Source organism: Candidatus Neomarinimicrobiota bacterium, from assembly GCA_017656425.1.
GTDB lineage: Bacteria > Fidelibacterota > UBA2242 > UBA2242 > B5-G15 > JACDNV01.
Genome location: JACDNV010000002.1, coordinates 42,586 through 67,528, shown reverse-complemented (window position 1 = coordinate 67,528; position 24,943 = coordinate 42,586). Strand labels below are relative to the sequence as shown.

The following is a 24,943-nucleotide window of genomic DNA, read 5'->3' as shown; positions in this document are numbered from 1 at the left end:
AAGAAATGAAAAGAGTTCTTGTTTTATTCATCATTTTATCAACATTTATAATTATAACCGCTCAAAATACTCCATTGACGCTTGAAAAATGCATTGAAATAGCTCTAAGGGAAAGTCCTGACTACATACTGGCAGATTATCAGGTAAAAATCTCAAGAACTGGTATCCTTTCTTCTTATAATGGTATTTTACCTAGAATATCAACTGATTTGAATGCGACCAGATCAACACAGGGTCCAAGTGAATATGTATATAATAATATTGTTTTTAGTAGAGGAGATACAACTACATACTACTATAGAACAGGATTATCTCTATATCAAAATATCTATGACGGGGGAAAGTGGTGGTATAATATCAAATTAGCACGGAATTTATACCTGAATTCTGAAATATATAGAGAGCAAATTCGACAGTGGATTATTTTGAACGTCACTCAGAAATATTACGAAGTATTAAAAGCTCAACAGATGTTGTATGTTTACCAGTCTGCTTTAAAAAGCAGTGAAGAACAATTGAAAAAGTCAGAGGAATTATATAAAGTAAAAAAGGTCTCTCAGCGAGATGTATACAAAGCCAAGGTAAATCTTAGTAATAACAAACTCAATTTATTGCAACAGAAAACAGCTCTTGAAAATGCTAAAATGGAATTAAACATTGCGATGGGTAGAGATGCATATATTCCTATCGAAGTGGTCGAGAAAGAGTACACACCTCCTGTGAAATTTGATGAGGAAAAAACAATCGAGACAGTACTTGCAAACAATATCGAGTTAAAATTACTAAACATTGAGAAAAAAACTTCTGAAATTCAGTATAAAATAAACAGGGCAAATCTTTTCCCCAGTCTTTATTCAACATTTTCCTATTCAAGAGGCGGTTCAGATTTCTCGAAAATTTATAAACCAATGGATAAATGGTGGAACACCTCTATAGGAATAACTTTGAGCTGGTCAATATTTGATGGATTCTCCAGAAAGGCAAATATTACAAAAAGTTATTTGGAATATAAATCATATGATGAACAGATAGAAAAGAAGAAACAGGATATAATAAAACAGATTGAAATTCTACTGAACCAACTTAACACCCTTCTTGAGATGTACAATATCAGTAAAATTAGCGTAAAATCAGCTGAAGAAGACCTCAGGTTAGCTCAGGAAATGTATAAGCTAAAATCTGCCACTCTACTTGAGGTACTCGACGCTCAGGCTTCTCTTATAAGGGCTAATGCTACTTTAATCTCAACAATGTATGACGCTAAGGTAATAGAGGCACGAATTCTGTACTTAATGGGAAAATTGTAATAAAAGGAGTCCTTAAATGAAAAAGATATTAATCGTCGGAATTATCATTGTGGTTATTATTGTATTTATATTACTTAACTTAAGCAACAATAAAGGAAAAACAATCCCTGTGCAAACCGGCAAGGTGGAACGTGGTAATATTGTCCAGAAGGTAAATGCTTCTGGATTAATTGAGCCAGTAACTGAGGTTAAAATTAGTGCGAATATAAGCGCAAAGATCATGAAAATTACTGTTGAAGAAGGTGATAGGGTAAAAAAGGGGCAGCTACTTGTAGAGCTTGATAGCGCACAATATAAAGCTGCCTATGATAAAGCACTTTCAAACCTTGAAAGTGCAAAAGCAAGCAAAAGAAAAGTTGACAGTGATCTAAAAAGAATAAAGGCTCTCTATGAAAAAAATCTTGCGTCAGAGTCTGAGCTGGAAGCTGCTATCGCACAGGCTGAACTGGCAAAAAGCCAGGTAATTCAGGCGGAGGCTATGGTTAAACAGGCAGCTGATGATTTAAGCAAGACAAAAATTTCATCGCCAATCACAGGTACAGTAACTGACATAAGAAAAGAAGAAGGTGAAATTGCCCTTGGTTCGGTATTCCAAGCAGATGTAATTCTGGTTGTATCCGATCTTTCACAAATGAAAGCAAAAGTTGAAGTTGATGAAACAGATGTTGTAAATATAACTGAAGGTGACTCTGCCATAGTTGAAATTGACGCAATCCCGGATAAAAAATTTCGAGGAATTGTCGCTGAAGTCGCACACAGTGCAACTATTAAAAATCCGGGCACAATGGAGCAAATAGCAAACTTTGAGGTCGAAATTTCCCTTCTGGATATAGATCCCAAAATGAGACCAGGAATGTCGGTAACTGCAGACATTATAACCGACAGAAGAGATAGTACTATTGTTGTACCTATACAATGCGTAACTTTCAGGGAAAATCAGAATACTAAAATTCCTTTAAAAATCAAGTCTCCTCAGGAAATAGTATTTGTTATTAAACAGCCAGACGAGCTTCCCGATACATCAAGATACAGAAAATATAAAACACCTGTTGCTATTGCAAGACCGGTAAAATTGGGTATAAGTAGCGATACACATTTCGAAATTTTAGAGGGATTGGAGGAAGGGGAGCAAATAGTAACTGGTAGCTTTAAAGCCATCAGCAAAGATTTATATGATGGTGCACCAGTCAAAATTCTAAACAAAAAGGCTAAGGAGGAGAGAAAATGAAAAAATTAATTACAACAACATTAATCGTAATTCTATTAACTGGACTGATGACAGCTTATGCAGACGACGAAACGAGACCGAAATGGAGGCATAAGGGTGGATTTTTTAGAGGCGGTGCTGGAGGCTTTGAGTTAATGATTCTGAAACTTGACGTACCAGCACTAAATGAGCAATTGAAAAACATTGGTGTCCCTGCACTTGATGATATGATGATCCTGACTGGAGGAGGCGGATGGGCATTCCTAGGAAAAGGAATTCGAGTTGGCGGCTATGGATTTGGCGGATTCAACTCAAAAAGTGCTAAACCCGGAGAAATACAGAAAGAAGTCACACTCAGCGTAGGTTTAGGTGGTATGCTTGTCGAAAAAGTTTTTCATCCTTTTAATAATTCGGAACTTTACATTGGAACAGGATTCGGAGGTGGTGGAATGAGCATAGATATCGTACAGTGGTCTGGACCTAAATCATGGAAAGAAATATGGGATGGATTTTCCATAGACTCTCTTAATACTGCTCACAGTTATTTTGATTATGATATAAGCTTATCCAATGCCTTTTTCTATGTATTGCCTACTATTGGCTTCCGATATAATGTATTTAGATGGTTCGCAATCGGTATAAACGTCAATTATCTGTATTGCTGGAACGACAAATGGAAACACAAAGACAAAATTGTCACTGGAGTACCAGAGATTGACTTATCAAACATCAGTTACAGGTTAAATTTTTATTTCGGTGGATAGATGAAAAGATTAATTGAATTAAAAGGGATTAAAAAAATCTACAATGTTGGCAAGGTACAGGTTCACGCTTTGCGTGGAGTAAATCTCACGGTAAATCATGGTGAATACATAGCTATAATGGGACCATCGGGCTCTGGCAAATCAACTCTTATGAACATAATTGGATGTCTCGACACACCAACAGAAGGTATATATGAGCTGGAAAACATCCCTGTTTACAAGTTTAATGACAATCAACTTGCTGAAATAAGGAATAAAAAAATCGGTTTTGTCTTTCAAACATTCAATTTACTCCCGAGGGCTTCAGCTTTGCATAATGTGGAACTACCACTAATTTATGCAGGTGTTCCTGCCTCAAAAAGGAAGAAATTAGCCGAAGAAGCACTGGAGATGGTTGGACTTGGAGACAGAAAAAACCATAGACCAAGTGAACTTTCGGGAGGCCAAAGACAGCGTGTGGCTATTGCCAGAGCCCTTGTGAATAATCCTTCAATACTTCTTGCTGATGAACCAACTGGGAATCTTGATTCAAACGCTGGTGAAGAAATCATGAAAATATTCAATGAATTACATGGTAGAGGTAACACCATAATCCTTGTAACCCATGAAAAATACATAGCCGATCATGCTAAAAGAATTGTACATATAAAGGATGGGCTTATAATAGATGATACAGGGCAAGTAGAATGAAGCCGGTTTCAGCAATAATCACATTCTGGGAAAATATAAAAATAGCTTTACAGGCACTTTTAGCTAACAAAATGCGTACATTTCTTACCACTCTTGGTATAATTATTGGGGTACTCACTATCGTCTCAGTTGCATCAATAATTTCTGGACTAAATAAGGGATTTGCTGAGCAGATTTCGAACATTGGAAGCAACATCCTGTATATAAATCGGTACCCATGGATTATAATGGACGACTGGTATAAATATAGAAATAGACCACGAATAACACTAAAAGAGGCAGAATTTATTAAAAGCCATTCACAATATGCGGAAGCAGTTGCTCCAACAACATCCACTTCCTCAACACTGAAATATATGAACAATTCATTAGAGGACATATCAATTACTGGAATAACCTACGAGGAAAATTTAGTAGATAATTTTGAATTGGAAGAGGGCAGGTACTTCACTCCCATCGAGATTGATAGAAAAAGACAGGTTGCCATTATAGGTTATGAAATAAAGGAAAAACTCTTTGAAAACGATGATCCCATTGGGAAAAAAATACACATTGGAAATCAAAAGTTTACAGTTATAGGTGTGAGAAAAAAAAGAGGTAAAATCTTCGGCGAATCAATTGATGTAGTTGTATATATTCCTCTGCGTACTTTGTATGCAAAATTTGGACAAAGAAGAAGCTTGCAAATAAGAGTAAAGGTAAAAAATCCAGATATGATTAATGACACCATCGAAGAGCTAAGATTCTGGATGAGAACAGCAAGGGCTCTAAAACCCTCTGACCCTGATAACTTTTCAATAAACAGACAGGAATTATTGCTTCAAACATACAAGAGATTGACAAGCGGGTTATACATAGCAGCATTAGGGATAGGAACTCTTTCTCTTTTAGTAGGTGGAATTGGTATTATGAATATCATGCTTGTATCTGTAACAGAAAGAAGAAAAGAAATTGGCATTAGAAAAGCTATTGGTGCAAAGCGCAGAACAATAATTGCCCAATTTCTGATTGAATCATCCACCTTATGCACAATTGGTGGTCTTATAGCTGTTATTCTGAGTTATTTCATATCACTCCTTATCGATAAATTAACACCTTTTCCTGCCTCGGTACCACTCTGGTCTGTCATAGGTGGAATAATTTTCTCATCATTTGTAGGAATATTCTTTGGTCTATATCCAGCGGCAAGAGCTGCAAAAATGAACCCGATCGAAGCCTTAAGGTATGAATAAAACATGAATCTTGATGAAGGCGTTAGAATAGCTTTTCAGACAATAAAGTCCAATAAACTTAGGACGTTTTTAACTACACTTGGAATAGTGATAGGTGTAACATCGGTAATTGGTATGATGTCGCTAATAAATGCCTTAGAAGCCTATATGAACAAAACACTCTCCGTAATAGGAGGAAATACATTCTGGATTCAAAAGTACCCCGCAGTTCGGCTTGGAAAGCTTGATAAAAAATATAGACTCAGAAAAGATATTACTGTTGATCATGCAGAAGCCATTAAAAAATATGCTAGTGCTGTATCCGTGGTTTCACCCGAAGCCTATTCATGGGGTAAGGAACTTAGATATAAGGACAAAAAGACAAATCCAAACATTCTTGTCTACGGTTCCGATGAAAACTGGTTAGAAATCAACATGAGATTCTTAAAAGAAGGGAGGTTTTTTAACAGAGATGACATACACTATAAAAGAAATGTTGTAGTTATAGGCACAGAAATTGCCGAAAAGCTTTTTCCGTATACTTATCCGATTGATGAATTTATAAAAATTGACAATATAAAATTTAAAATAATTGGTGTACTTGAAGAAAAAGGGAGTATTTTTGGGCAGAGTCAGGATAATTTTGCTGTAATTCCAATAAGTACTTTCATGAAAATATACGGCAAGCATAGATCAATCGGAATAGCGGTAAAGGCTATAAATTCAGACTTTTACCAAGAAGCCATGGATCAGAGCATAAGCATCTTAAGGACGGTCAGAAAAGTACCTCCCGGAGATCCAAATGATTTTGAGGTAGTAACGCAGGATTCGATAATGCAAACGCTAAAAAACCTTACAGGTTTTATTTTTGTTGCTGCAGTAGTTATATGCTCGATATCTCTAATAGTGGGTGGCATAGGTATTATGAATATCATGCTGGTAGCAGTTACTGAAAGGACGAGGGAAATAGGTATCAGAAAAGCCATTGGTGCAAAAAGAATTCACATTCTCTATCAGTTTCTTACTGAAACAATTGTAATATGTCTGGCGGGGGGTATCATAGGAATAATACTGGGCTCTATCATAGGTGTAATAGCAGGCGTATCTTTAAAACTACCCCCAATCATACCGGTCTGGTCTATATTTCTCGGTGTAGGGTTTTCAATATTCGTCGGTCTTTTATTTGGAATATATCCCTCCATGAAAGCTGCAAGATTAAATCCTATCGAAGCACTTCGCTACGAGTAGGTCTTATACTTACAACTTTTATTCTTTAGAGGGCACATCTAAACAATAATATTTGCCAAAAGCAGTAGACAAAATATTACCACTTTTATCTTTAACATAAGAAGAAGCTATTGCAATTTTCTTAACAATTCTTTCCTTTTTGCCAAAAAACCGAACTCTAGCCCTCTCACAAATGGACTCAAATTCTCTAAAGATAAAAAAGGATCCTTTTTTGCATACAATTACAAATCTCCTACCACTATTAGTAATACTATAACCTCTCTGAGATTTACTCCAAAACATTGCATTGCAGATGTTCTAATATAACTTCCGCAAAAATAGAATCATTTGTTGAGGTATTCTCATTATCGAAAATCACAAAAGCTAAACTAGTTCTGACATCTCTTACTGTATAAATTTGGAGGAGTTATTAGGTAGAATTGAGAGTTATCTTGATGGATAAGATAAGCCAGAAATAGGTTATTTTTTAGAGGAATTATTCCTATAAATGTTCTTCGAAGAGACTGTTTCATTTTTTGTGTAAATACCTTTTTTCATTAGAATTTTAGGCTTAACCTTCCTTTGAAATGGATAGCCAATTGGGCAATAATTTTTGTCCAGTCCTTGATGGCTTTTTTCCATTTCTTCTCTAATTGGGCTAATTCCTCTTCTGCCACTGCTTTGGTGGGAGCTTGATAGACTCTCCGCAGGTCTTTCATAAATTCCCGTTGATCTTTATACGAAATATAGCGCAGACTATTGCGTATTTGATGAATCACGCATAATCCGAAGGATCTCTTCGACACTGGACACGTGTTTGTGGGAAAACAGTCTCAATGGCTTCAGGGAATCCCTTTAAACCATCCACACAGGCAATTAAAACATCTTCTACACCACGGTTCTGTAATTCAGTTAACACCGACAACCAGAAATGTGCTCCTTTCCCGAAGGGATTCTTCGAACACTCTCACCAATCCAGATACCCAATAAATCCCGTTGCCACTGAACATCAATACACAGACAGGTATAGGCAGACCTGGTTTGAACTTTCCCATCACTGCGAATCTTATAGTGAATAGCATCAAAATATACCAATAACATAAACCGACTCTAACGGATGCTGTTGCCAGTCTTTTCCCGAATAGGGATCCTACGGAGACTTCTTGAAGCACCCTATCGGTAAGACGACTAATGAAGACAGTGGATAACTCCAGTCCATGAAGGTCTTGTCCCGAAGGGATTCTTCGAATAAATGCTCCTGGATATCCCGTCCCGAATAGGGATCCTATCCCGAAGGGATTCTTCGAACGGATACACTCATCCATTTGGCATACAAAGAGAGAATCTTACCTTTCCCGAAGGGATTCTTCAAACCAGATCACCAAATTCACATTTGTGCTTGGCAATCAGCAATGGTTCAAATTCACCTTCACGGTTCAGGTGAACTTGTCTCAAAAGAGATCCTTCGGATATTGCAATACTACCATATTCTCCTTTTAGATTTTTGGTACTACTCCCGAAGGGATTCTTCGAATACCATTGCGTGAGTTGCTACCCTGATGCTCTCTCTTCTGATAACGTTCATAACCCAGATGGTGAGTCAGCTCTTCCTGTCTCAAAAGAGATCCTTCGGATAACAGTTGCTATAGTTAAGTGTTTGATGAACTTTTTAATGACGCCATTTTTACCAAGCAAGTCATCCATAGTTTTGACAGTTTCCAGATCCTTTTCCAGTTTCTCGATGATGGCTTTCTCTAATTTCATGGTAAATACCTCCGTTTGTTAAATGGTTAAGCGTAACTCATAGAATGCATTTACGCGAGTAAGAAACAGTAAGGAGGATATTTTCTTTGTCCCATTTACACAAAAATTGAGACACTCCCTTGTGAAAATATAGGTTTTCCACAATTACATAATCACCTCTTATCTGCATGGCGTTGCCATTGTGGTCATTATAATTAGGATTCGTAAATTTTGGTGGGTCTCCGCTTCCATACGCGCTAACTGTAATCGGATTGTTTTTAGTTCCATCACCCTTTATAACGGCACAACCTGAATACATAGTACCCCGCTTAAAATAGATGTTATCTCCAGGTTGAAAAGTCATCCCCGATACTCTTCTTAATGTCTTCCACGGACTATCTGGACTTGTCCCATCATTATTGTCATTCCCATTGTTACTATCAATGTAATAATCAGTCGCAAAAACTATCACACTACCATTTAAAAAAAATACAAAAAACATGAAAGAACAAATCCTCCTAAAAATATCTGCCAGCATGATTAATACCCCCTCCCCATTAAAATTTGACTATAAATATCATATTTAGTCTGGAACGAAAAATATCATCCCTTTACTAAAGTCTTATAAAAATCCTCTATTATATTCTTACAATCTAAATTCTCCCAGATTAAAACTTCTCTGTCTATGTCCCTATACTTTACCCACTCCCCATTTTTATATCGCAAACCTTTGACAATAAGACAGTCAGCCCACAACGGATTCTTTAACACCGCTACAGCCGTCACATCAAACAATGGCCTCTTCTCCGGCCTACCTGGAAAATTCTCAAATAGATTAACCAGATAATCCCCTATGCAATTAAACTCACACCCGTGTCTACCTACTATCGGCTCCTCTATCCGAGGTCCTACTCCCTTCATCTTACTTCGAAAAGTCTCCAAATCTACCTTCGCCGCATCTGCCCCAGTATTCTCCCCATAACGTACAACTACCATCTCAAATCGAACATCAGACTCTAAAATCGCACCCAATGCCGACGTGTCATTCTCTAAATTATACTCCCCAAGCATCGGATAATTTGACCCTAACCATACAACCCGAACATTCTTAATTATACTCGGATCCTTATATATAGCCAATGCAATATTGGTCAACTTCCCTATACCCAATAATACCAACTCCCTCTTATCTGACTCCTTAGCCCTCTGAATAATGAAATCTACAGCCTCATGACCATCAAAACCCTCCTCATTAACATAAGCAATTATATCCTTAAACGTACCATTAGCTCCCCTGTAAACCCTAACCCTATCCTCAAAACCACATAACTTCACAATCCTCTCCGCTTCCTCAAAATGTTTGTTTACATCTCCACCATTATATGTCCTATTAACTGTTATCCCCTCGATGTCAAAAACATCATCATTAAAAAGTAAATACGCAATCGCATTCTGATCATCCATCTCGTTGTTGGCATCCGTATCAAGTATAACCCGTATCTTTTCATGGGACCTCAACACTGAACCCTCTTTTCCAGAAGAACATGAATGAAAGAAAAAAATTAACGCCGTTACACTAATAAAAAGTATCCTTCTCATTTCTTAACCCCCACTTTTCCTCCAATTTAAATGATAAAAAGCAAAAAGACCATAGAAACCAGGAATCCCAATTTCTGAAATAGCACATACAAACATATTAAAATTTATTCGTAGAGTGTCTTGTGATAGAGGGTAATGGACGAGTGACATATGCAAGTATAAAAGTCATTTAATCAAATCTTTCAGAGTTAGGAATCTACCAATTGGCAGTAGTTTTAATTCTAAAGACAAAAGAGGGTGTAATTCCGGAGAGTGCCCGGAATTTTGTGTAAACCAGAAGGCAAGTGATAGTTCACTCAATAGGATTTTCTGTAAAATATTTTCTGTGGAAACAGCTCTAAAAAAATGGGGAAACATTTTTTGGTATAGATATTCGTTGACAGTTCAGCTGTCCACTATCAATTTTAAAATCCTCAAATATCAAAATGCTATTATATTTTTAAATAAAACTACCTTTGATTTTTAAGCCTGTCTGTATAAGCAGGATTTAATTTAATTGCTTTATTAAAATCCTTCCTGGCTTTTATGTGGTCACCACACATTCCGTATACTAAACCGCGATTATAGTAAGCATCGGCCTGCTCTGGCTTCAATTCTATAATCTTATTGAAATCTTTAATTGCCAATTGAAACTGTCCCTGTAGAGCATAAACTATCCCTCTGTTGCTATAAGCTTTTATATAACTGGGATTCAGCGAAATCGCCTTAGTATAATTTCTAATTGCCTCAGTTAATGCAGTATTTTCGTTTAGATACAATTTCTTCCACTGAGTTTGGTACAACAAACCTCTATTGTAGTAAGCTTCAATGTAGTTAGTATCTAAATCTATTGCTATATTGAAATCATCAAGAGCTTTTTGGGCTTTTCCAATAGATGCATAAGCAATCCCGCGACTATTATAAACAATCGCATATCCGGGATTTATTTCTATTGCTCTGGTAAAATCTTTTATAGCTTCCATAACTTTACCCAGCTTAAAATAAATCATACCCCGAGTATTATAAAATGATGCTGTACTTGATTGTAATTCTATAGCTTTATTCATTTCATGTAACGCCTCGTTTAGCTTGTCCATACCAAGATATGCAGATGCAAGATTGTAATGCGCTAATGCTGAATTTGGTTTGACATTAATAGCCTTTCCAAATACCCTTATCGCTTTTTCATACAATTTGTTTATTAGAAACTTTTCACCAATATTAATCAAATCTACAAACGAATAACCATCCATACTCGATATATCAATTGATTCCAATTTGTTAATCTCGTTTAACATAAACAAAACTCCTGGGTGATTAGGCCAAAGTGCTAAAGCATTTTCAAATTCATCTATAAATTCCCCTTCTCCTCTTTCCCTCATTATCAAGCCGCGCATGAAATGTTGATTTGCCCTTTCACAATTTTTTAGCTTCTCTATAAAATCTCTATAATTTGAATTGATAGTGTCAGCGCTAAATAAATGTGATATTACCGAGGAACTATTAATCAACACCAGTTCATAACATTTGGCTTTATCTATATTAGGAACTGCTAACCGGGGCGAAAACTCTAAAATCGGTTTATCAACCGTATTTATTGGCACATCGCCAAGCCAATTTGAGAAACCATCATGATCCATCTTATAAGTACTTAAAAACAAAACTGGATCATTAAGATTTACAATTTCCAGGTCCTTTTCAGCATATTTATAAAAACGTTTTAGGAACAGATTCAAATCTATCTTCAATGGCTCCATCGAACCCACTAACAATGCATGTTTATTATAATGCGTTGTTGCCACCCACAATGAGACATATGAAAACACTGAATTAAAAGTATTTAGCAAAATCTTAAAACTCTCCAGCGGGAATTCAATAGGTAACCAACTAGTCATTATCCCACCTTTTTTCAAATGTTCCCTACAAGTCTTAAAATACTCCAACGTATATAAACTGGCATTACCTGAATAAAAAGGCCATATCGAATCGTTCATAATCACATCATATTTTCGATCTGTCAGAAAAATGTAGTTGGCTCCATCCATTAAAATAAGTCTAAATTTGGGATTACTGAAAACGTTAGAATTTATATTAAGAAAATACTTAGAGGCCGCATCAATTACGCCTAAGCTAATTTCAACAACATCGACTTTAGCAGTTTCATACATTGTAAGTATATGACTTGTTTCACCGCTACCAAAGCCGACCTGCAGAACCTCAACAGGGTGGTGATGTAAGAGCATTGGGATATGGGCCTGAAGCTTCTGAGTAGTTCTTAAGGTAAAATCGGTACCAGCAACATTTGTAGAACCTGTCGTTAATACTTTACTGCCATCTGGGTATTCATGAACGCTTGTGACTCCTTCAATTCCTTCGAAGGCATATAAGATCTTTACGCGACTGTTGACTTCCTTTTCCGTTATGTTGTAATAACGCATAAGATAATCTCTAGGAAGAATTACACTAAACAGCACAGCCAAAATCCACATAAGTGAAAGTAGAAACAATGTAATAGCTTTAGGTTTGGAAGTTTTATACGGATTAAATACATTTACACTTCCCACAACCAGAGCAATGAAAGAAATTAATTGAATACTATATTGTGTTCCCAAGAGCCTAACAAGAAAAAAACCCGTAACTATTGATCCCAAAATACCACCGATTGTATTAGATGAGTATATGTAACCTACAGATTTCCCAAGAGTGTCAGGATCATCGATATAAATTTTATTGGCTGCTGGAAATAACATCCCCATTAACGTTGTTGGAAACAGCATTATTAAGCCGGATATAAGGAATTGCTGCTTAATTTGGTCTTGCCAGGATATCATCCCACTAAAACTTGATATGTACTCTAAATTTGCAAACACAAAAATTAAAGAAAGTCCAAATAGTCCAATCAATACTTCCAGCAAACCAAAAAATATGTTATGGTTTCTAATCAACTTAAGCTTATCGATTACAGAAAAAATTACTCCACCAACTCCCAAGCCCAATAGAAAAGTGGTTAGCATTATTGTAAATGCGTAAACGGTAGTGTGCAATTTCAATTCTAAAAGCCTCATCCATAATATTTCATATGACAGCGCCACAAAGCCGTAAAAACCATAGCTTATTAAAATTAAGTTTTTGTTGTGTTTTTCAGAAATTGGGTGTTTTACACCTTCTTTTTTTCTTCTTTTGTATTCGTGGTAATCTATGTCGGTTTTTTTATAAACCTTACTTAAAAGAAGAAAAATCAACCCCAGAAAAATATTAACAAAAGCTCCAATAGAAACAGATCTAACAATGCCAAAATGCTCCAAAAGGAAAAAGCCGGTAATAAAGCAACCCAAGGTGGCACCTAATGTATTAAATCCATACAATAAACCTACAATCCTTCCACTTTGGTCGATATCTCTCACCAAGTACTTACCTATCAGAGGTAAGGTCCCTCCCATCAGAAAAGTAGGTATAAACATTATCACAAACGATATTATACCTTTTACAAATATTAGTAATAATGCTGAATCCGAAAGGTAGTTAAAGAGAAACTTGTAGAAATAATTAAGTTTACCACTTACAAACGGAATTGCTAAAGCTGATAACCCAATGCAAATTTCCACAATGGCAAAAATAGATAATAAATTAGATTTTCTATCGGAAACCCTTCCAATAAAAATGCTGCCCAATGCCAAGCCAGCCATATAGGCGGCCAAAACAACACTTGCAGAATATGTGGTATTACCAAAAACGTTCGTAAAAATTCTAAGCCATAATACTTCATAAATCAGCCCGGATACCCCGGACAGCAGAAATAGTATATAGTATATCCCTTTTCCCAAATTACTGAATGGAAGCTGCCTCAAGGATGTCTTTGCAGATTTTATTATACCATCCCTCCCTCTTTTTCCATTCCTCCCACTTATGGACATTATCGCTTGGGTAATTTAGCTACTTCGCCTCTATATGTAACTACTTTTCCAAGGCTAATTGTAATTCCTTCGCTCTTTGGATTTTTCCTACCTGTCACTTTGACAACCAGCTTGTGGTTCCCAAACGGCAAGCCAGTTATCCATACCGCAGTAGATTGATTAGCCAGTTCCCACTTCTTAGGTAAATACATATCCCTTTCTTGCATTAATTTTCCATCTATATATGCTTCCAAAATACCCTGGTCATACCTTAAATCACCCTGAACATAGACAGCACTTCCTTCAAAATTAACTTCCATGTAATCACCCGGATTATCCGATCTACGCATGACTTCATCGCCTTTATAATCTACTTTACTCCAATCCCCAACCCATTTAATTCTGTCATCATATATACTAAATTTATCGATAGGCTCCAATGTTGGAAAAGATACTTCAACCTCTTCATCTTTGTTCACAAAAGACTGAATAGCAAATTCTAAAGTATCGCCTCTTTTATTCCCATTATTTCTTAGGATATTTTGAACTGCCAAACGTAAGCAAACTTTGGAAGCTGAATCTATCGAGAATGGAGTAAAGCAAAACACTTCTTTCATGTACGGTTTCATAGCCTCTTTAATATCCTTAGGTAATCTACTATAACCGAGCATAGTTCCTACAACCCCACCAGCATTACCGGGATTACAATCAGAATCCTGTCCGCATCTTGTCGCTATCTCTACAGTTTTCTTAAGATCTCCGTTGCCATAAAGTATTCCCAACGCTATATAAGACCCATTTAATCGGGCTTGAATATTAAACTTGCTCTTTACCCCCCATGGACACAGATCCCTGTTATATTTATCTTCTATTTTCTTCCAGACCTTTTTCCAATCGTCCGGATATTTTTCATACCAATTCAATACGTCCCTGATTATTTGGGCATAACCACTTCCCTTAGGTAACATACTCAATCCGTACTTTACAATTTTATAAGGATCATCCTCTATGAAGGCTGCTGCATACATTGCAGTTACAAAGTAACCCCCGTAGACACCATCGCCGTAATTCATAATGTGCCCAACCATATCACAGACTTCTTTACTTGACTTTGGCAATCCTGGACTAACAAGCCCAATAAAGTCACACTCTATCTGAAAGTCAATGTCGTCGGCATGGGGGTTGTAATATGGGTGCCCTGATTGCCCTGGTTCTATGCCAGATAGTATATTCTGTCTCCCTTGACCATTTGCATGCCAGAGTAAAAATCCACCGTAAGCAAAATCTTTTGCAAAATCTTCGATTGTTGCGCTAAATCCTTTTTCAACCAATGTTTTTAGAAAAGCCATATTTACATACATATCATCCTGCCAAGGTAGCCATTTTAACCCCTCTTTGTCCAAAGATAGCGGACCCTCGATTATTTCACTCTGGTACCTGAACTCAGTTGGACCACCAAACGAAACGCCATAGGCTTTACCAATCCATCCACCCTTTATTTTATCTAAAAGTTCTTGCTCTGTTACTCTGACTGTTTTTTTACCCGAGTAATTGTTACACGCTTTATAGCTAACAAAAATAAAAGAACCTACCAATAAAATGACCACAATTGTTCTTTTCATAAAATTTGCCCCTTTTTTTATGCGCTACCTTTTAATTATCAGACATAAACCTCTTCACTTCATCATAATTTGGCATTGACGGTTGCGCTCCCTTTCTGGTCACGGAATACGCGCCTACAAAGTTAGCAAAATGTATTGCCTCTTTTAATGACATTCCACTGCCCAACGCAAATGCTAATCCCCCGTTAAAGGCATCACCGGCAGCAGTTGTATCAACAGCATTAACCTTCTTAGTTGGGATCAGCATATTGTCACTTTTAGTATATAGAAAAGCTCCTCTTTCCCCTAGTGTTATAACAACATTGTTTACGCCTTTTTGTATAAGAGCTTCGGCAGCCTTAGCAGCGCTTATATCATCAACAACTTTTAAGCCTGTTAAAACCTCCGCTTCCGATTCATTAGGCGTTATTACATCTACTTGCTTCAATAGCTGATCACTTAGCTTTCTTGCTGGTGCAGGATTTAAAATGATTTTCACATTGTGCTGTTTTGCAACATTTACAGCATACTCTACTGTTTCAATTGGTATTTCCAACTGTATTAGCATTATAACAGCTTTCTTAATTTCGTCTATCGCTAATTTTATGTTTTCTTTTACTAAGTTAGCATTAGAACCAGGTGAAACAGCTATGGAATTTTCACCTTTTTCATCAACAAATATGAGTGCAACTCCAGATGGATTTTTTTCATCTCTGAAGACAAAATCAGTGTTTATTCCTGATTCTTGAAAATTTGCTATTGCCCTATCACCGAACATATCTTTTCCTACTTTAGCAATAAATGTCACATCTGCACCAAGCCTTGCTGCTGCTACTGCTTGATTTGCCCCTTTCCCTCCAGCAGCTATGTAAAACTCTTTCCCAATTACCGTTTCCCCCGGTCTAGGCAAGTTCTTTACCTTTATAACCATGTCAGTGTTCGAACTTCCCACAACCACAATCTTATTCCTTCCTATCATTACATCCTCCTACACTCAATTAAGATTATAAAAGGATAGTACAATAACTTTACTGTATGTATTCTCTTATACGTATAGTCTTTCTATCAGGTTGTTTTTTTAAAGAACCTCTATATAATCCTTGATATGATAATTAATAATAGACCCGCGATAAAAGATAAAAACATTAAAGCAATTAAACTATTTGTTCCCTCTTGTGCTTCCTTAAATTCCTTCCAAATAAAAACTCCCCAAAATGCTGCAACCATAGTCGCACCTTGTCCTAATCCATATGAAATAGCAAAGCCTGCTTGTCCAGCCGCAATGATACTAAAGGTCATACCTATACACCAGATAATTCCCCCAAGAATTCCAATTAAGTGAGTCCCAAAACTACCTTTAAAATACTCCCTATACGATACTGGCTCACCGACAAAAGGCTTCCTCATAATGATAGTATTAAAAACAAAGTTACTTATAAACACTCCAATGGAGAAAAAGAAAACCGCGGTATATGGGCTAAGTTTACCAGGTTCAAGATTAATGAAATCTGACGACATCGATCTCGCAACAAACCTATAGAAAAATCCCATTAGTATCCCACATAATATCGATAGTAATAATCCTTTTGTACTAACACTTTTCGGTTGCCCTGGCAGTCTCCTATATGCAACTGAATCTAAAATTATCGCAGCAACCACTAGTGCCACACCCACAAATAAAAGGATTGGATTCCCCAGCGGAGTAGCTATATAGTTAACAATCACTCCTAACACCAATGCTAATCCGATACCTACGGGAAATGCTACAGACATACCCGCAATTGCAATAGCAGCTACTAATAAAATATTTGCTGCATTGAAAACAACTCCACCAGTAAACGCATATAGTATATTTGAAAAATCAGCTTGGGAGATATCCCTCACAAAGCTTCTGCCTAAGCTTCCAATTGAACCAAGTGTAAATGCAAAAATAACTGACATTAACAAAACGCCTACTGTATAGTCCCAATAGAACAGCTCATATCGCCACTCTCTCCTGGCCAGCTTTTGTGTATTCGCCCAAGATCCCCAACACAACATTGTAATGAAACAAAAGATAACCGCTAACAGATAACTTTGAACTACAAACATTTTTCACCCCTTTATTTTCTTCTCAGATTACTCACCTTTTTGCCATATACAACTATATCGCTTAAACTAACCTCTCCAGAGTCATTTGGATTTAAAAGCTTTAAAAACACCTTATGTTTTCCAACAGGCAATTGGTATTTCCAGAACAAAGTATTTTTTCTGTCATGAAAATTGCATGGCAGTTCAGTAACCTCCTGTAGCTTACCATCTATATAAACTTCTACTTTAAACACATAATCTTCATTGTCATTATAAGCTTTACCGTTTATTACAAAACCATTTCCGTAGAATCCAATAGTGAGTGTGTCCTGTAAAACTAAGCCCTTTCCCTTCCTCCACAAAAACCGCTTCTCAACAGGAAAGTGATCTTTAAATCCAACTTCTAATTTGACAGGACGTGGATCTTGCAAGGATATCATTACCTTGTTCTTTTTAACTTTCCCACCGTTTCTCTTTATGTTTGCAATTGCATGTTTGTATGAGATATCGTACAATTCTTTTAGAGACGTTTCTGTATATATGAAGTCTATATCTTCAACTTCTTTTAGTTCTTTTTTCCAGTACTCGGGGATATTGTTATAGCCTATTATAGTTCCCAGTATACCGCCTGCAGTTGCTGGATTACAGTCGGAATCATCTCCGCATCTGGCGGCGATTTCAATTGTCTTCCCAAAATCCTTTTTACCATATAGCAATCCAAGAACAACCCAAGCAGAATTTATTTTCGCATCTATATTGAACGGAGTAAATACACCATCCGGGCACCCAATATCCTCACTCCATTTTTTATGAACTCTCCACCAGGTTTCTTTCCAATCATCAGGGAATTCATGGTACCGTTTTATTACATCACTTACACACTTTGCATATTGACTCTCTTTGGGTATCATTTTGAGAGCTTCTTTGACTATATATTCCACATCATCAGACACGAATGCCAGAGAATACATAGCAGCTACATATACGCCTCCGTACCATCCATCCCCATAGTTCATAATATGACCTACCTTATCACAAATCTCAGCAGCAGCATTTGGCATCCCGGGGCTCATCATACCTGCGAAATCTGCTTCTATCTGAAAATCAATGTCATCAGCATGGGGATTATTTAACCAATGGCCAGATTCGGGTGGCATCATCCCATGCAGTATATTATACCTTGCCATTTGATTTGCATGCCACAGTGGATATTCAGCGTTTGCGAAAGCTTTCGCGAAAGATGATCCAGGTGCATCTATACCTTCCTTCTCGATTACTTCAACAAATGTAATATCCATATATATATCATCATACAAACCGGGGGCATTGTCATACCACCACTTTATAATTCCTTTGGGCCAAGCAATCGGCTGATAATCTGGGATATAGGTGCTTTGATGTCTAAATTCTGTAGGGCCTCCGAAGGTACACCCTATTACTTGGCCAGCCCATCCTCCCATTATTTTATCTTTTAATGCACCTGGAGAAATCTTATATGATTTCCCAAATGCTATCCCAATCATCAAAAGGATAACTATTGAAACTAACAACCCTTTCAAAACTTTACTCATCTTGCTTTCTCCTTCAAATATTTTTGGTTTTCCCATTTCTTATAACGACAGACCAATGGTGAACATATGAACTTGCTCCAGTATTCCAAAATTTACATAAGCGTAACCTACTCTCGCTGTTAACCCATCAATCGTATAGTTTATTTCCCCACCAAGTGTAAAATCTTCCTCATCATAATTCACCCTATATCCACTCCGTAAGACCAGTAAGTTACCGAACTTATATTCTAATCCTATATTTATTTTTTCAGGGCCATCGTTGGGATGAGTACCTTCTATAGCACATGAGAGAACATGAGATGAACCCTCAAAGAAATCATAGCCTATACCAACTCTAAAATCCAATGGCATTCTTATATCAACTGCTTCCATTTGATATTCTTCAGACCATCCTACAAGATGAGCGTCGGGACCAAAATTTCTTGCCGCCATACAAAGGCGTAAACTCTTGAAACCAGTATAATAGGTAGTGCCAAAATCCACCGAAACATTATTCATACTCACTTCTGCTATTTCCTCTCTTATCCAACGAACATTCGCACCGATCGATAGTCTATCAGTAACACGTTTAGCATACGAAATACCAGCGGCCAAATCACCAGCTGTAAAAGTATTACCGGTAATAACTGCTTCGGTTCTAGTTTCTCCGGGCACTGCTCGATTTATAGTCTCATACATTTCTCCAACATTAAGAGAGACTACACTAAACCCAAGTACACCCATTCTCCCAAAGTTTTTTGCTAACGCTATTGATTGTCCTTTAACATCAGCAATCCAATTGACATTTGTAAATTGAATGTCAATATTTCCAACATCTACCAATGCTGAAGGATTACCAAAAATCGACCCAGAATTCCCATGTGAAAGTGCAGTGAAAGCTCCCCCTGTTGCAGAATAACGTGTATCATATGTAATTTTCAAAAATTGCCATCCGGACAAGCCAACCCTTTCTACATCGTATGGTGCGATACCACTCTGGGCTCCAAGATAGGTAAACGAGATTAGGGTCAGAAAAACACCCATAATTATAATTCTTTTACTAATCATATCCCCTTCTCCTTTTTTATGCAATTTTTCATAGTTTTCTTACCCTTTCATTTAATAATTGCAAATTTCCCAATGTAATATTCATCTTCATGCCCAGGCACTTCATTCTGTACGTGGAATATATATACACCCGGTGACACATATAGCATCCATCTATTAGTTTGATAATCAAATGTCTCAATACTACCCCAGGATTCAGAACCACTACCATCATCGTGGTGTATAGTTCTCACAAGTTCACCCGCAAGAGTATAAATCTTTATTGTACATTTTGCTGGCAATCCTATGAATTCCATTCTTAACTCTTCACCGACACCTAACAATCCGCTATGTTGCCTAAAGGGATTAGGTACTACATAAACATTTTTTGGAAAATTCTCATTTGGAGCCCTTAATGGATAAACAGGAAAACGGTTTGGATTTACCTTGCCAGACTCGTTTCCATTTTCATCATACGAAGTCACTGTATAATAATAACCTACACCTAAGGATAACCCTTCATCTGTATAAGTCACTAGATCATCCTCAATATTAGCACTTTCATTAGGTATAGTTGCTACCAATTCCCACGGTCCTGTACAGAAATATGAAGACCTATATACTTTATAACCTGCAAAATCGTTAACACCTCTAACAGGATCAACGTATGTATCGGGAATGGGTGGCCACTGTATCTTGATACCTCCTCCAACTGGTGTTAGTACTAAGGTATTTTCCCCATCAGTTGGAGTCATCGGTGGAGGATCAGCAATGTAATAGCCATTACTATACAACTCTCTTGCAGCTTCAACATTCTTTAACAAAGAATCCTTTGAATCAGTTGCAAGTCTTTGAATATTTTCAACACCCCCTTCAACAATTCTGGCGCGATCCATCTCACCCAGAACTATCGCGTAAACAAGTTTTACAGAGTCATTAGGAGCTATATCATGGGAGCCACACGAAACTACGAATTCAGGACTCCTCTCATATTTATTTCCTCCTTCACCACCCTTATCTCTCGCATCATCCCACGATAAACGAGGCTGTTGATGTGTCATGACTTCAAGGAATCTACTCGGTGGATCGGTACCCAGTCTTGGGGGAATATCTTCTCGAGGGGCATCACTTGAGGTCATCTGCCCAAGATATTGTAAAATATTTTGATAGACGTTGGCACCAGCAGAATCTAGACAGATTAAAGTCATGTATCCGGGTGACATAATCTCGTGACTTTTTGCACCCGGGTCAGTGATATTGGCAGGATCTCCGACATCTCCAGTTGTTGGACCAGGACCAAAATTGAATTGTACAGGTTCCTCTGTTTCCCAATTAAAACTCCTATCATCATAGAAGTAAAAACAATTATGTGCCTCATCCCATCCGTATTTATCATCGAAATCACTTCCAGGTCCTATCCAGTCACCCCTTTGGGTGATCCATACACCTAGCCGAATTCCAAAATGCATGTTTTCAAGTAATGTACTTCCTGTGTTTTTTATCGAAACCTCCAAAATAACAAAGTCATCATACTTTGGGAAACTCCAAACCATCCCTTTTAAGTTAACATCTACATCCAGGTCTTTAACATGATGCCCACCTAAAAATATTTCTTCAGCTTTAAGATTAGGATTAACTAGATTATAATTTTTTATAAGTTGAGCATTCCTTGTGGGGTAAACATACTGAGAGGATGGATAAAATACACCGTGTATACTATATCCATAATTATCTGTACCTCTCTCTCCATATATCATGTATCCACCACTAATAATATACGCAGGTCTATCTGATGGATCGGCTCCATGAGAGTAACCCGGGTAATCGAGAGTGTAATATGTCCATGGTAAATCTACCTCTCCTAACCTGAAAGCATTATGTAAAGTAACCCATACTTTCCCCCTTGTAAGCGATTCCTTTCCCCATTGAATCTCTTGAGATTTCAGGATCCCCGTGAAAAATATTAGATTAAATATTATAAAAAGAGAGATTATTCCTTTACTAAAACCTTCTCTCTTTGTAATTATTTCTTTTTTCATATCAAATCTCCTTTATTTTAAATATCCAACCTTAGCGCCTAATTAAAAGTCAACCTGCAGCTGGAAGTAAATTTGACGAGGATGATTAGTCCACATATTATACCATCCCCATTTGTTGGGCTCACCGGACCACCAGTGTTTAGGTAACCGCTCATGTAATGGCTTATCTTTATTCTCTTCAAAATATACTAGATCATCCCACCACAACATGTTAACATCATAATTGTTAAAGAGATTTCTAACTTCACAAACCAGTTCAAATCTTACGTTCCCAGCATAAATACCTTTTGAAACTTTTAAGTTTGTTCTCATGTGAGGAAACCATCTTTTGTTGTTAGGTTCTGTAGATGGATCATCCGGACCATGGTAAGTATATTGTTGACCACTCCAATATTCATAATATAGATTCATATTGAAATCACTCAAGGGTTTAAATCCCAGTATAGAAAAACCATATCCTTTCTCGAAGGACAAATTCATAATTCCTTTGAATTTATGATTGCTATTCCAATCTTTTTTTACCATCCCATAACCTTTTGGTTGATTTACACCCAGACCAAATTCATACATACTTTCATATCCAACAACACCCCCTGATACGTAAGATAAATCATAGTTTAGTGAGAAATTTAAAGGGAATCTAAATCTTGTATCTAACCTAAGCTCAACACCTCGTATATCTGCGTAAGCACAGTTACTAATCATCAATGCCACATTATATTGGTTTGTAGCGTTGTATAATGTTGTCCATGTGTTCGCATCTCCCCATCTTGGCTCTAAAAGAGTAGCTTCTCTAAAAACCGTCTGGCGGCTGGCATCCTTATAGTACCCTGTTATGCTCAATAGTGCTAAATCAGCAATATTTTGGTCAAATCCTATCTCAAATTGAATAGTCTTCTCATATCCCATTTTAGGATTACCATAATACCCTTGCCACTGGTCCATGTACGTCACTGTGCTGGTGTCATACGGATCGTATACTTTGTCCCAATCCTCTGTAAAATTTATATATGGAAAACCAAACATTTTGTGCCAAGAAGGTCTCTGATAGAAGTGACCATACATGAAATGGAGAACGCTATTTTCACTTATCGGGTGAGATATTCCCAGCCTCGGTGCCAGTGCTATCTGCATCTTAGTTCTTTCCTTTTCGGGTATGCCGGGATACCCTGGCTTTATATTTCCAGAGGTAGTTGCCTCATATGCTAAAGGATCAAACATATTTTTGGGTGCTTCTCTATTTTGATCAAAAAAGCTTAATCTCAAACCGGCATTGAGTATTAAACCAGAAAATTCTATCTTATCCTGTGCATAAATTGCAACTTCGTAGGGCTTCCCATCATATACATTCATCAGATTCCATCTCATTCCACCCTCGTAAGCTGACATTTGGTGATCATAGTAAAAATCATAAGATTTGATATCAAAACCTGCTTTAACCAAATTATTATTATTTACCTGACTTGAAATATCACCCTTGACATTATAGACTTTACTTTCCCACTTATCTTCCCAATGTTCATAAGCTTTAACAAGGTAATGTCCTAACGGACCGAAAACGTCATCGTCAAAAGACCAAGGGTACTGATGTGGATAATCTTCATCCCTTTTAACCCAACCATAATGATCCGTTCTATTCATTTTATCATCAAGAAAACTAAAAGTTAAATTGTAATAAGTGCTTGAACTCAAGATGTGCTTTAATCTAATGTAAAATTGCTTAACCCTTCGTAACTCAGGACGGCTACCCCAGGCTCCTTTCATACAATATTTATTCCACTCATACGGATCTCTCAATTCGGGGAGGTCATTCCATGCCATCTCCTGGGCTGTTTCAATAGATAGAAAATTAGTGGGCAGAGAGGATGAAGCGCTTTCATACCCACCATACAAACCATTTAAAGTTATTTTAAGCTTAGGGGTAATGCTGTAAGACACCTTTCCTTGAAAGTTAAACTCAGGATTGTACGGAATTACCTGAGGAAAAACATTCACTCCCCTCTTATACCTACCAGACAGAAGGAAACTTAACTTACTAGATGGAGAACCATAAATTGTCGCTTCAGTTTCGTATTCAGCCCTCTTTGTATAATTAGCTTGGTCAGGATCAGGGGTTATTACTTCTCTCCAAACATTGAATAGAGAATCTGGATTGAGTCCATAAAACTCACTATTAGGATCATTAGTTTGATCAGTCCACCAATCAAGGTCAAAATGCTGCCAGTCATAATTCTTTTTACTATACATATATCTTCCCCAATGGTACTTGCCAGGAGGACGAACTCTGAATAGAAAGGTACCGTGTATACCAGGTACTCCCTCTTTTGTTATAATATTGACAATACCCGACATCGCATCCCCATATTCTGCATTATATCCACCGGTCAGAACACTAATTTCCTGTACCGTAGTTAAATTTAGTCCCTGATAGTTGTCTGATAGCAACCCACTGTTCAGACTTACATTGTCCAACATATATTTCGATTCTAATTTTGTACCGCCTCTAAAATGTCCTCTAAAGATTCCTGGCTGTATCTCCAAGACCTCAGATAATGACCTTACCCATGTTTGAGATACCTTTTCCGGTGTCAAAATCACTTCACTAGCCGTTTTGTCTTTTTCAACAATTGGCCTCTCTGCTGTAACTATAACCTCTTTACCCATAACAGTAGTCGGCTTCAAAGGTACATTCAATTCTGTAGTTCTACCAGAACTTACAACAACATCCTTCAGTACCACTTTCTCATAACCAATATAATTAATCGCTACTGAATATTTACCGGGAGGAACATCAATAATGAAAAAATAACCATTATCATCAGTACTAGCACCTAAGGTTGTTCCAACGATGATGACGTTTGTACCTGGCAGAGGTTTCCCGCTTTCAGAATCATAAACTTTACCTGCAATTTTTCCTGTGATTGCTCCCCTCAGGCCGTTTCCCCCAACAATCAATACAATAACAAGGAAGCATAAGAAAAATTTCCTGCTTAAAGATTTTCCTTTCATTGTAATT

Annotated in this window: 20 protein-coding genes; 6 read left to right on the top strand and 14 right to left on the bottom strand. The window is 37.2% G+C overall.

The window, feature by feature from the left end; genetic code table 11:
- Positions 1–5: 5 nt before the first annotated feature.
- Genes H0Z29_01565 through H0Z29_01540 form a run of 6 tightly spaced genes read left to right on the top strand, consistent with a single transcriptional unit; the run spans position 6 to position 6,427 of the window.
- Positions 6–1,307, top strand: a complete 1,302-nt coding sequence (locus H0Z29_01565) for a TolC family protein (GenBank protein ID MBO8130186.1) — start codon at positions 6–8, stop codon at positions 1,305–1,307.
- A gap of 16 nt (positions 1,308–1,323) precedes the next feature.
- A complete protein-coding gene (locus tag H0Z29_01560) occupies positions 1,324–2,535 on the top strand; it encodes an efflux RND transporter periplasmic adaptor subunit (GenBank protein ID MBO8130185.1) in 1,212 nt (403 codons plus the stop codon).
- Positions 2,532–3,278, top strand: a complete 747-nt coding sequence (locus H0Z29_01555; GenBank protein ID MBO8130184.1) for a hypothetical protein — start codon at positions 2,532–2,534, stop codon at positions 3,276–3,278. Before H0Z29_01560 ends, H0Z29_01555 begins: the two co-directional genes overlap by 4 nt.
- Positions 3,279–3,968, top strand: a complete 690-nt coding sequence (locus H0Z29_01550; protein ID MBO8130183.1) for an ABC transporter ATP-binding protein — start codon at positions 3,279–3,281, stop codon at positions 3,966–3,968.
- On the top strand, positions 3,965–5,200 hold the full coding sequence (locus H0Z29_01545; GenBank protein ID MBO8130182.1) for an ABC transporter permease: 1,236 nt from the start codon (positions 3,965–3,967) through the stop codon (positions 5,198–5,200). The genes H0Z29_01550 and H0Z29_01545 overlap by 4 nt, the downstream gene beginning before the upstream one ends.
- Positions 5,201–5,203: 3 nt before the next feature.
- Positions 5,204–6,427, top strand: a complete 1,224-nt coding sequence (locus H0Z29_01540; GenBank protein ID MBO8130181.1) for an ABC transporter permease — start codon at positions 5,204–5,206, stop codon at positions 6,425–6,427.
- 536 nt (positions 6,428–6,963) lie between these two features.
- Here H0Z29_01540 and H0Z29_01535 read toward each other — a convergent pair.
- The 14 genes from H0Z29_01535 to H0Z29_01470 form a co-directional block, all read right to left on the bottom strand.
- Entirely contained in the window at positions 6,964–7,185 is a 222-nt protein-coding gene (locus H0Z29_01535; protein ID MBO8130180.1) for a transposase, read from the bottom strand.
- Positions 7,182–7,331, bottom strand: coding sequence for a transposase (locus H0Z29_01530; protein MBO8130179.1), 150 nt, complete (start codon positions 7,329–7,331; stop codon positions 7,182–7,184). Before H0Z29_01530 ends, H0Z29_01535 begins: the two co-directional genes overlap by 4 nt.
- Positions 7,319–7,507 (bottom strand): transposase, encoded by a 189-nt coding sequence (locus H0Z29_01525; protein ID MBO8130178.1) that lies wholly within the window; start codon positions 7,505–7,507, stop codon positions 7,319–7,321. The genes H0Z29_01530 and H0Z29_01525 overlap by 13 nt, the downstream gene beginning before the upstream one ends.
- Before the next feature lie 480 nt (positions 7,508–7,987).
- A complete protein-coding gene (locus tag H0Z29_01520) occupies positions 7,988–8,170 on the bottom strand; it encodes a hypothetical protein (GenBank protein MBO8130177.1) in 183 nt (60 codons plus the stop codon).
- A gap of 37 nt (positions 8,171–8,207) precedes the next feature.
- Complete coding sequence (locus tag H0Z29_01515; protein ID MBO8130176.1) at positions 8,208–8,687, bottom strand: hypothetical protein; 480 nt, start codon at positions 8,685–8,687, stop codon at positions 8,208–8,210.
- A 65-nt stretch (positions 8,688–8,752) separates the two neighbouring features.
- Positions 8,753–9,748, bottom strand: a complete 996-nt coding sequence (locus H0Z29_01510) for a nucleoside hydrolase (protein MBO8130175.1) — start codon at positions 9,746–9,748, stop codon at positions 8,753–8,755.
- Positions 9,749–10,197: 449 nt separating this feature from the next.
- Positions 10,198–13,641 (bottom strand): fused MFS/spermidine synthase, encoded by a 3,444-nt coding sequence (locus H0Z29_01505; GenBank protein ID MBO8130174.1) that lies wholly within the window; start codon positions 13,639–13,641, stop codon positions 10,198–10,200.
- On the bottom strand, positions 13,641–15,242 hold the full coding sequence (locus H0Z29_01500) for an ADP-ribosylglycohydrolase family protein (GenBank protein MBO8130173.1): 1,602 nt from the start codon (positions 15,240–15,242) through the stop codon (positions 13,641–13,643). Before H0Z29_01500 ends, H0Z29_01505 begins: the two co-directional genes overlap by 1 nt.
- Before the next feature lie 31 nt (positions 15,243–15,273).
- Positions 15,274–16,200, bottom strand: a complete 927-nt coding sequence (gene rbsK, locus H0Z29_01495; protein MBO8130172.1) for a ribokinase — start codon at positions 16,198–16,200, stop codon at positions 15,274–15,276.
- A 110-nt stretch (positions 16,201–16,310) separates the two neighbouring features.
- Positions 16,311–17,312: a multidrug DMT transporter permease gene (locus tag H0Z29_01490; protein MBO8130171.1), complete on the bottom strand. Its 1,002-nt coding sequence runs from the start codon at positions 17,310–17,312 to the stop codon at positions 16,311–16,313.
- 11 nt (positions 17,313–17,323) lie between these two features.
- On the bottom strand, positions 17,324–18,862 hold the full coding sequence (locus tag H0Z29_01485) for an ADP-ribosylglycohydrolase family protein (GenBank protein MBO8130170.1): 1,539 nt from the start codon (positions 18,860–18,862) through the stop codon (positions 17,324–17,326).
- 39 nt (positions 18,863–18,901) lie between these two features.
- Positions 18,902–19,909 carry a PorV/PorQ family protein gene (locus H0Z29_01480; GenBank protein MBO8130169.1) on the bottom strand — a complete coding sequence of 336 codons (1,008 nt, stop codon included), beginning with the start codon at positions 19,907–19,909 and terminating at the stop codon, positions 18,902–18,904.
- 47 nt (positions 19,910–19,956) lie between these two features.
- Positions 19,957–21,927, bottom strand: coding sequence for a hypothetical protein (locus tag H0Z29_01475; GenBank protein ID MBO8130168.1), 1,971 nt, complete (start codon positions 21,925–21,927; stop codon positions 19,957–19,959).
- A gap of 42 nt (positions 21,928–21,969) precedes the next feature.
- Positions 21,970–24,936, bottom strand: a complete 2,967-nt coding sequence (locus tag H0Z29_01470) for a TonB-dependent receptor (GenBank protein MBO8130167.1) — start codon at positions 24,934–24,936, stop codon at positions 21,970–21,972.
- Positions 24,937–24,943 lie beyond the last annotated feature (7 nt).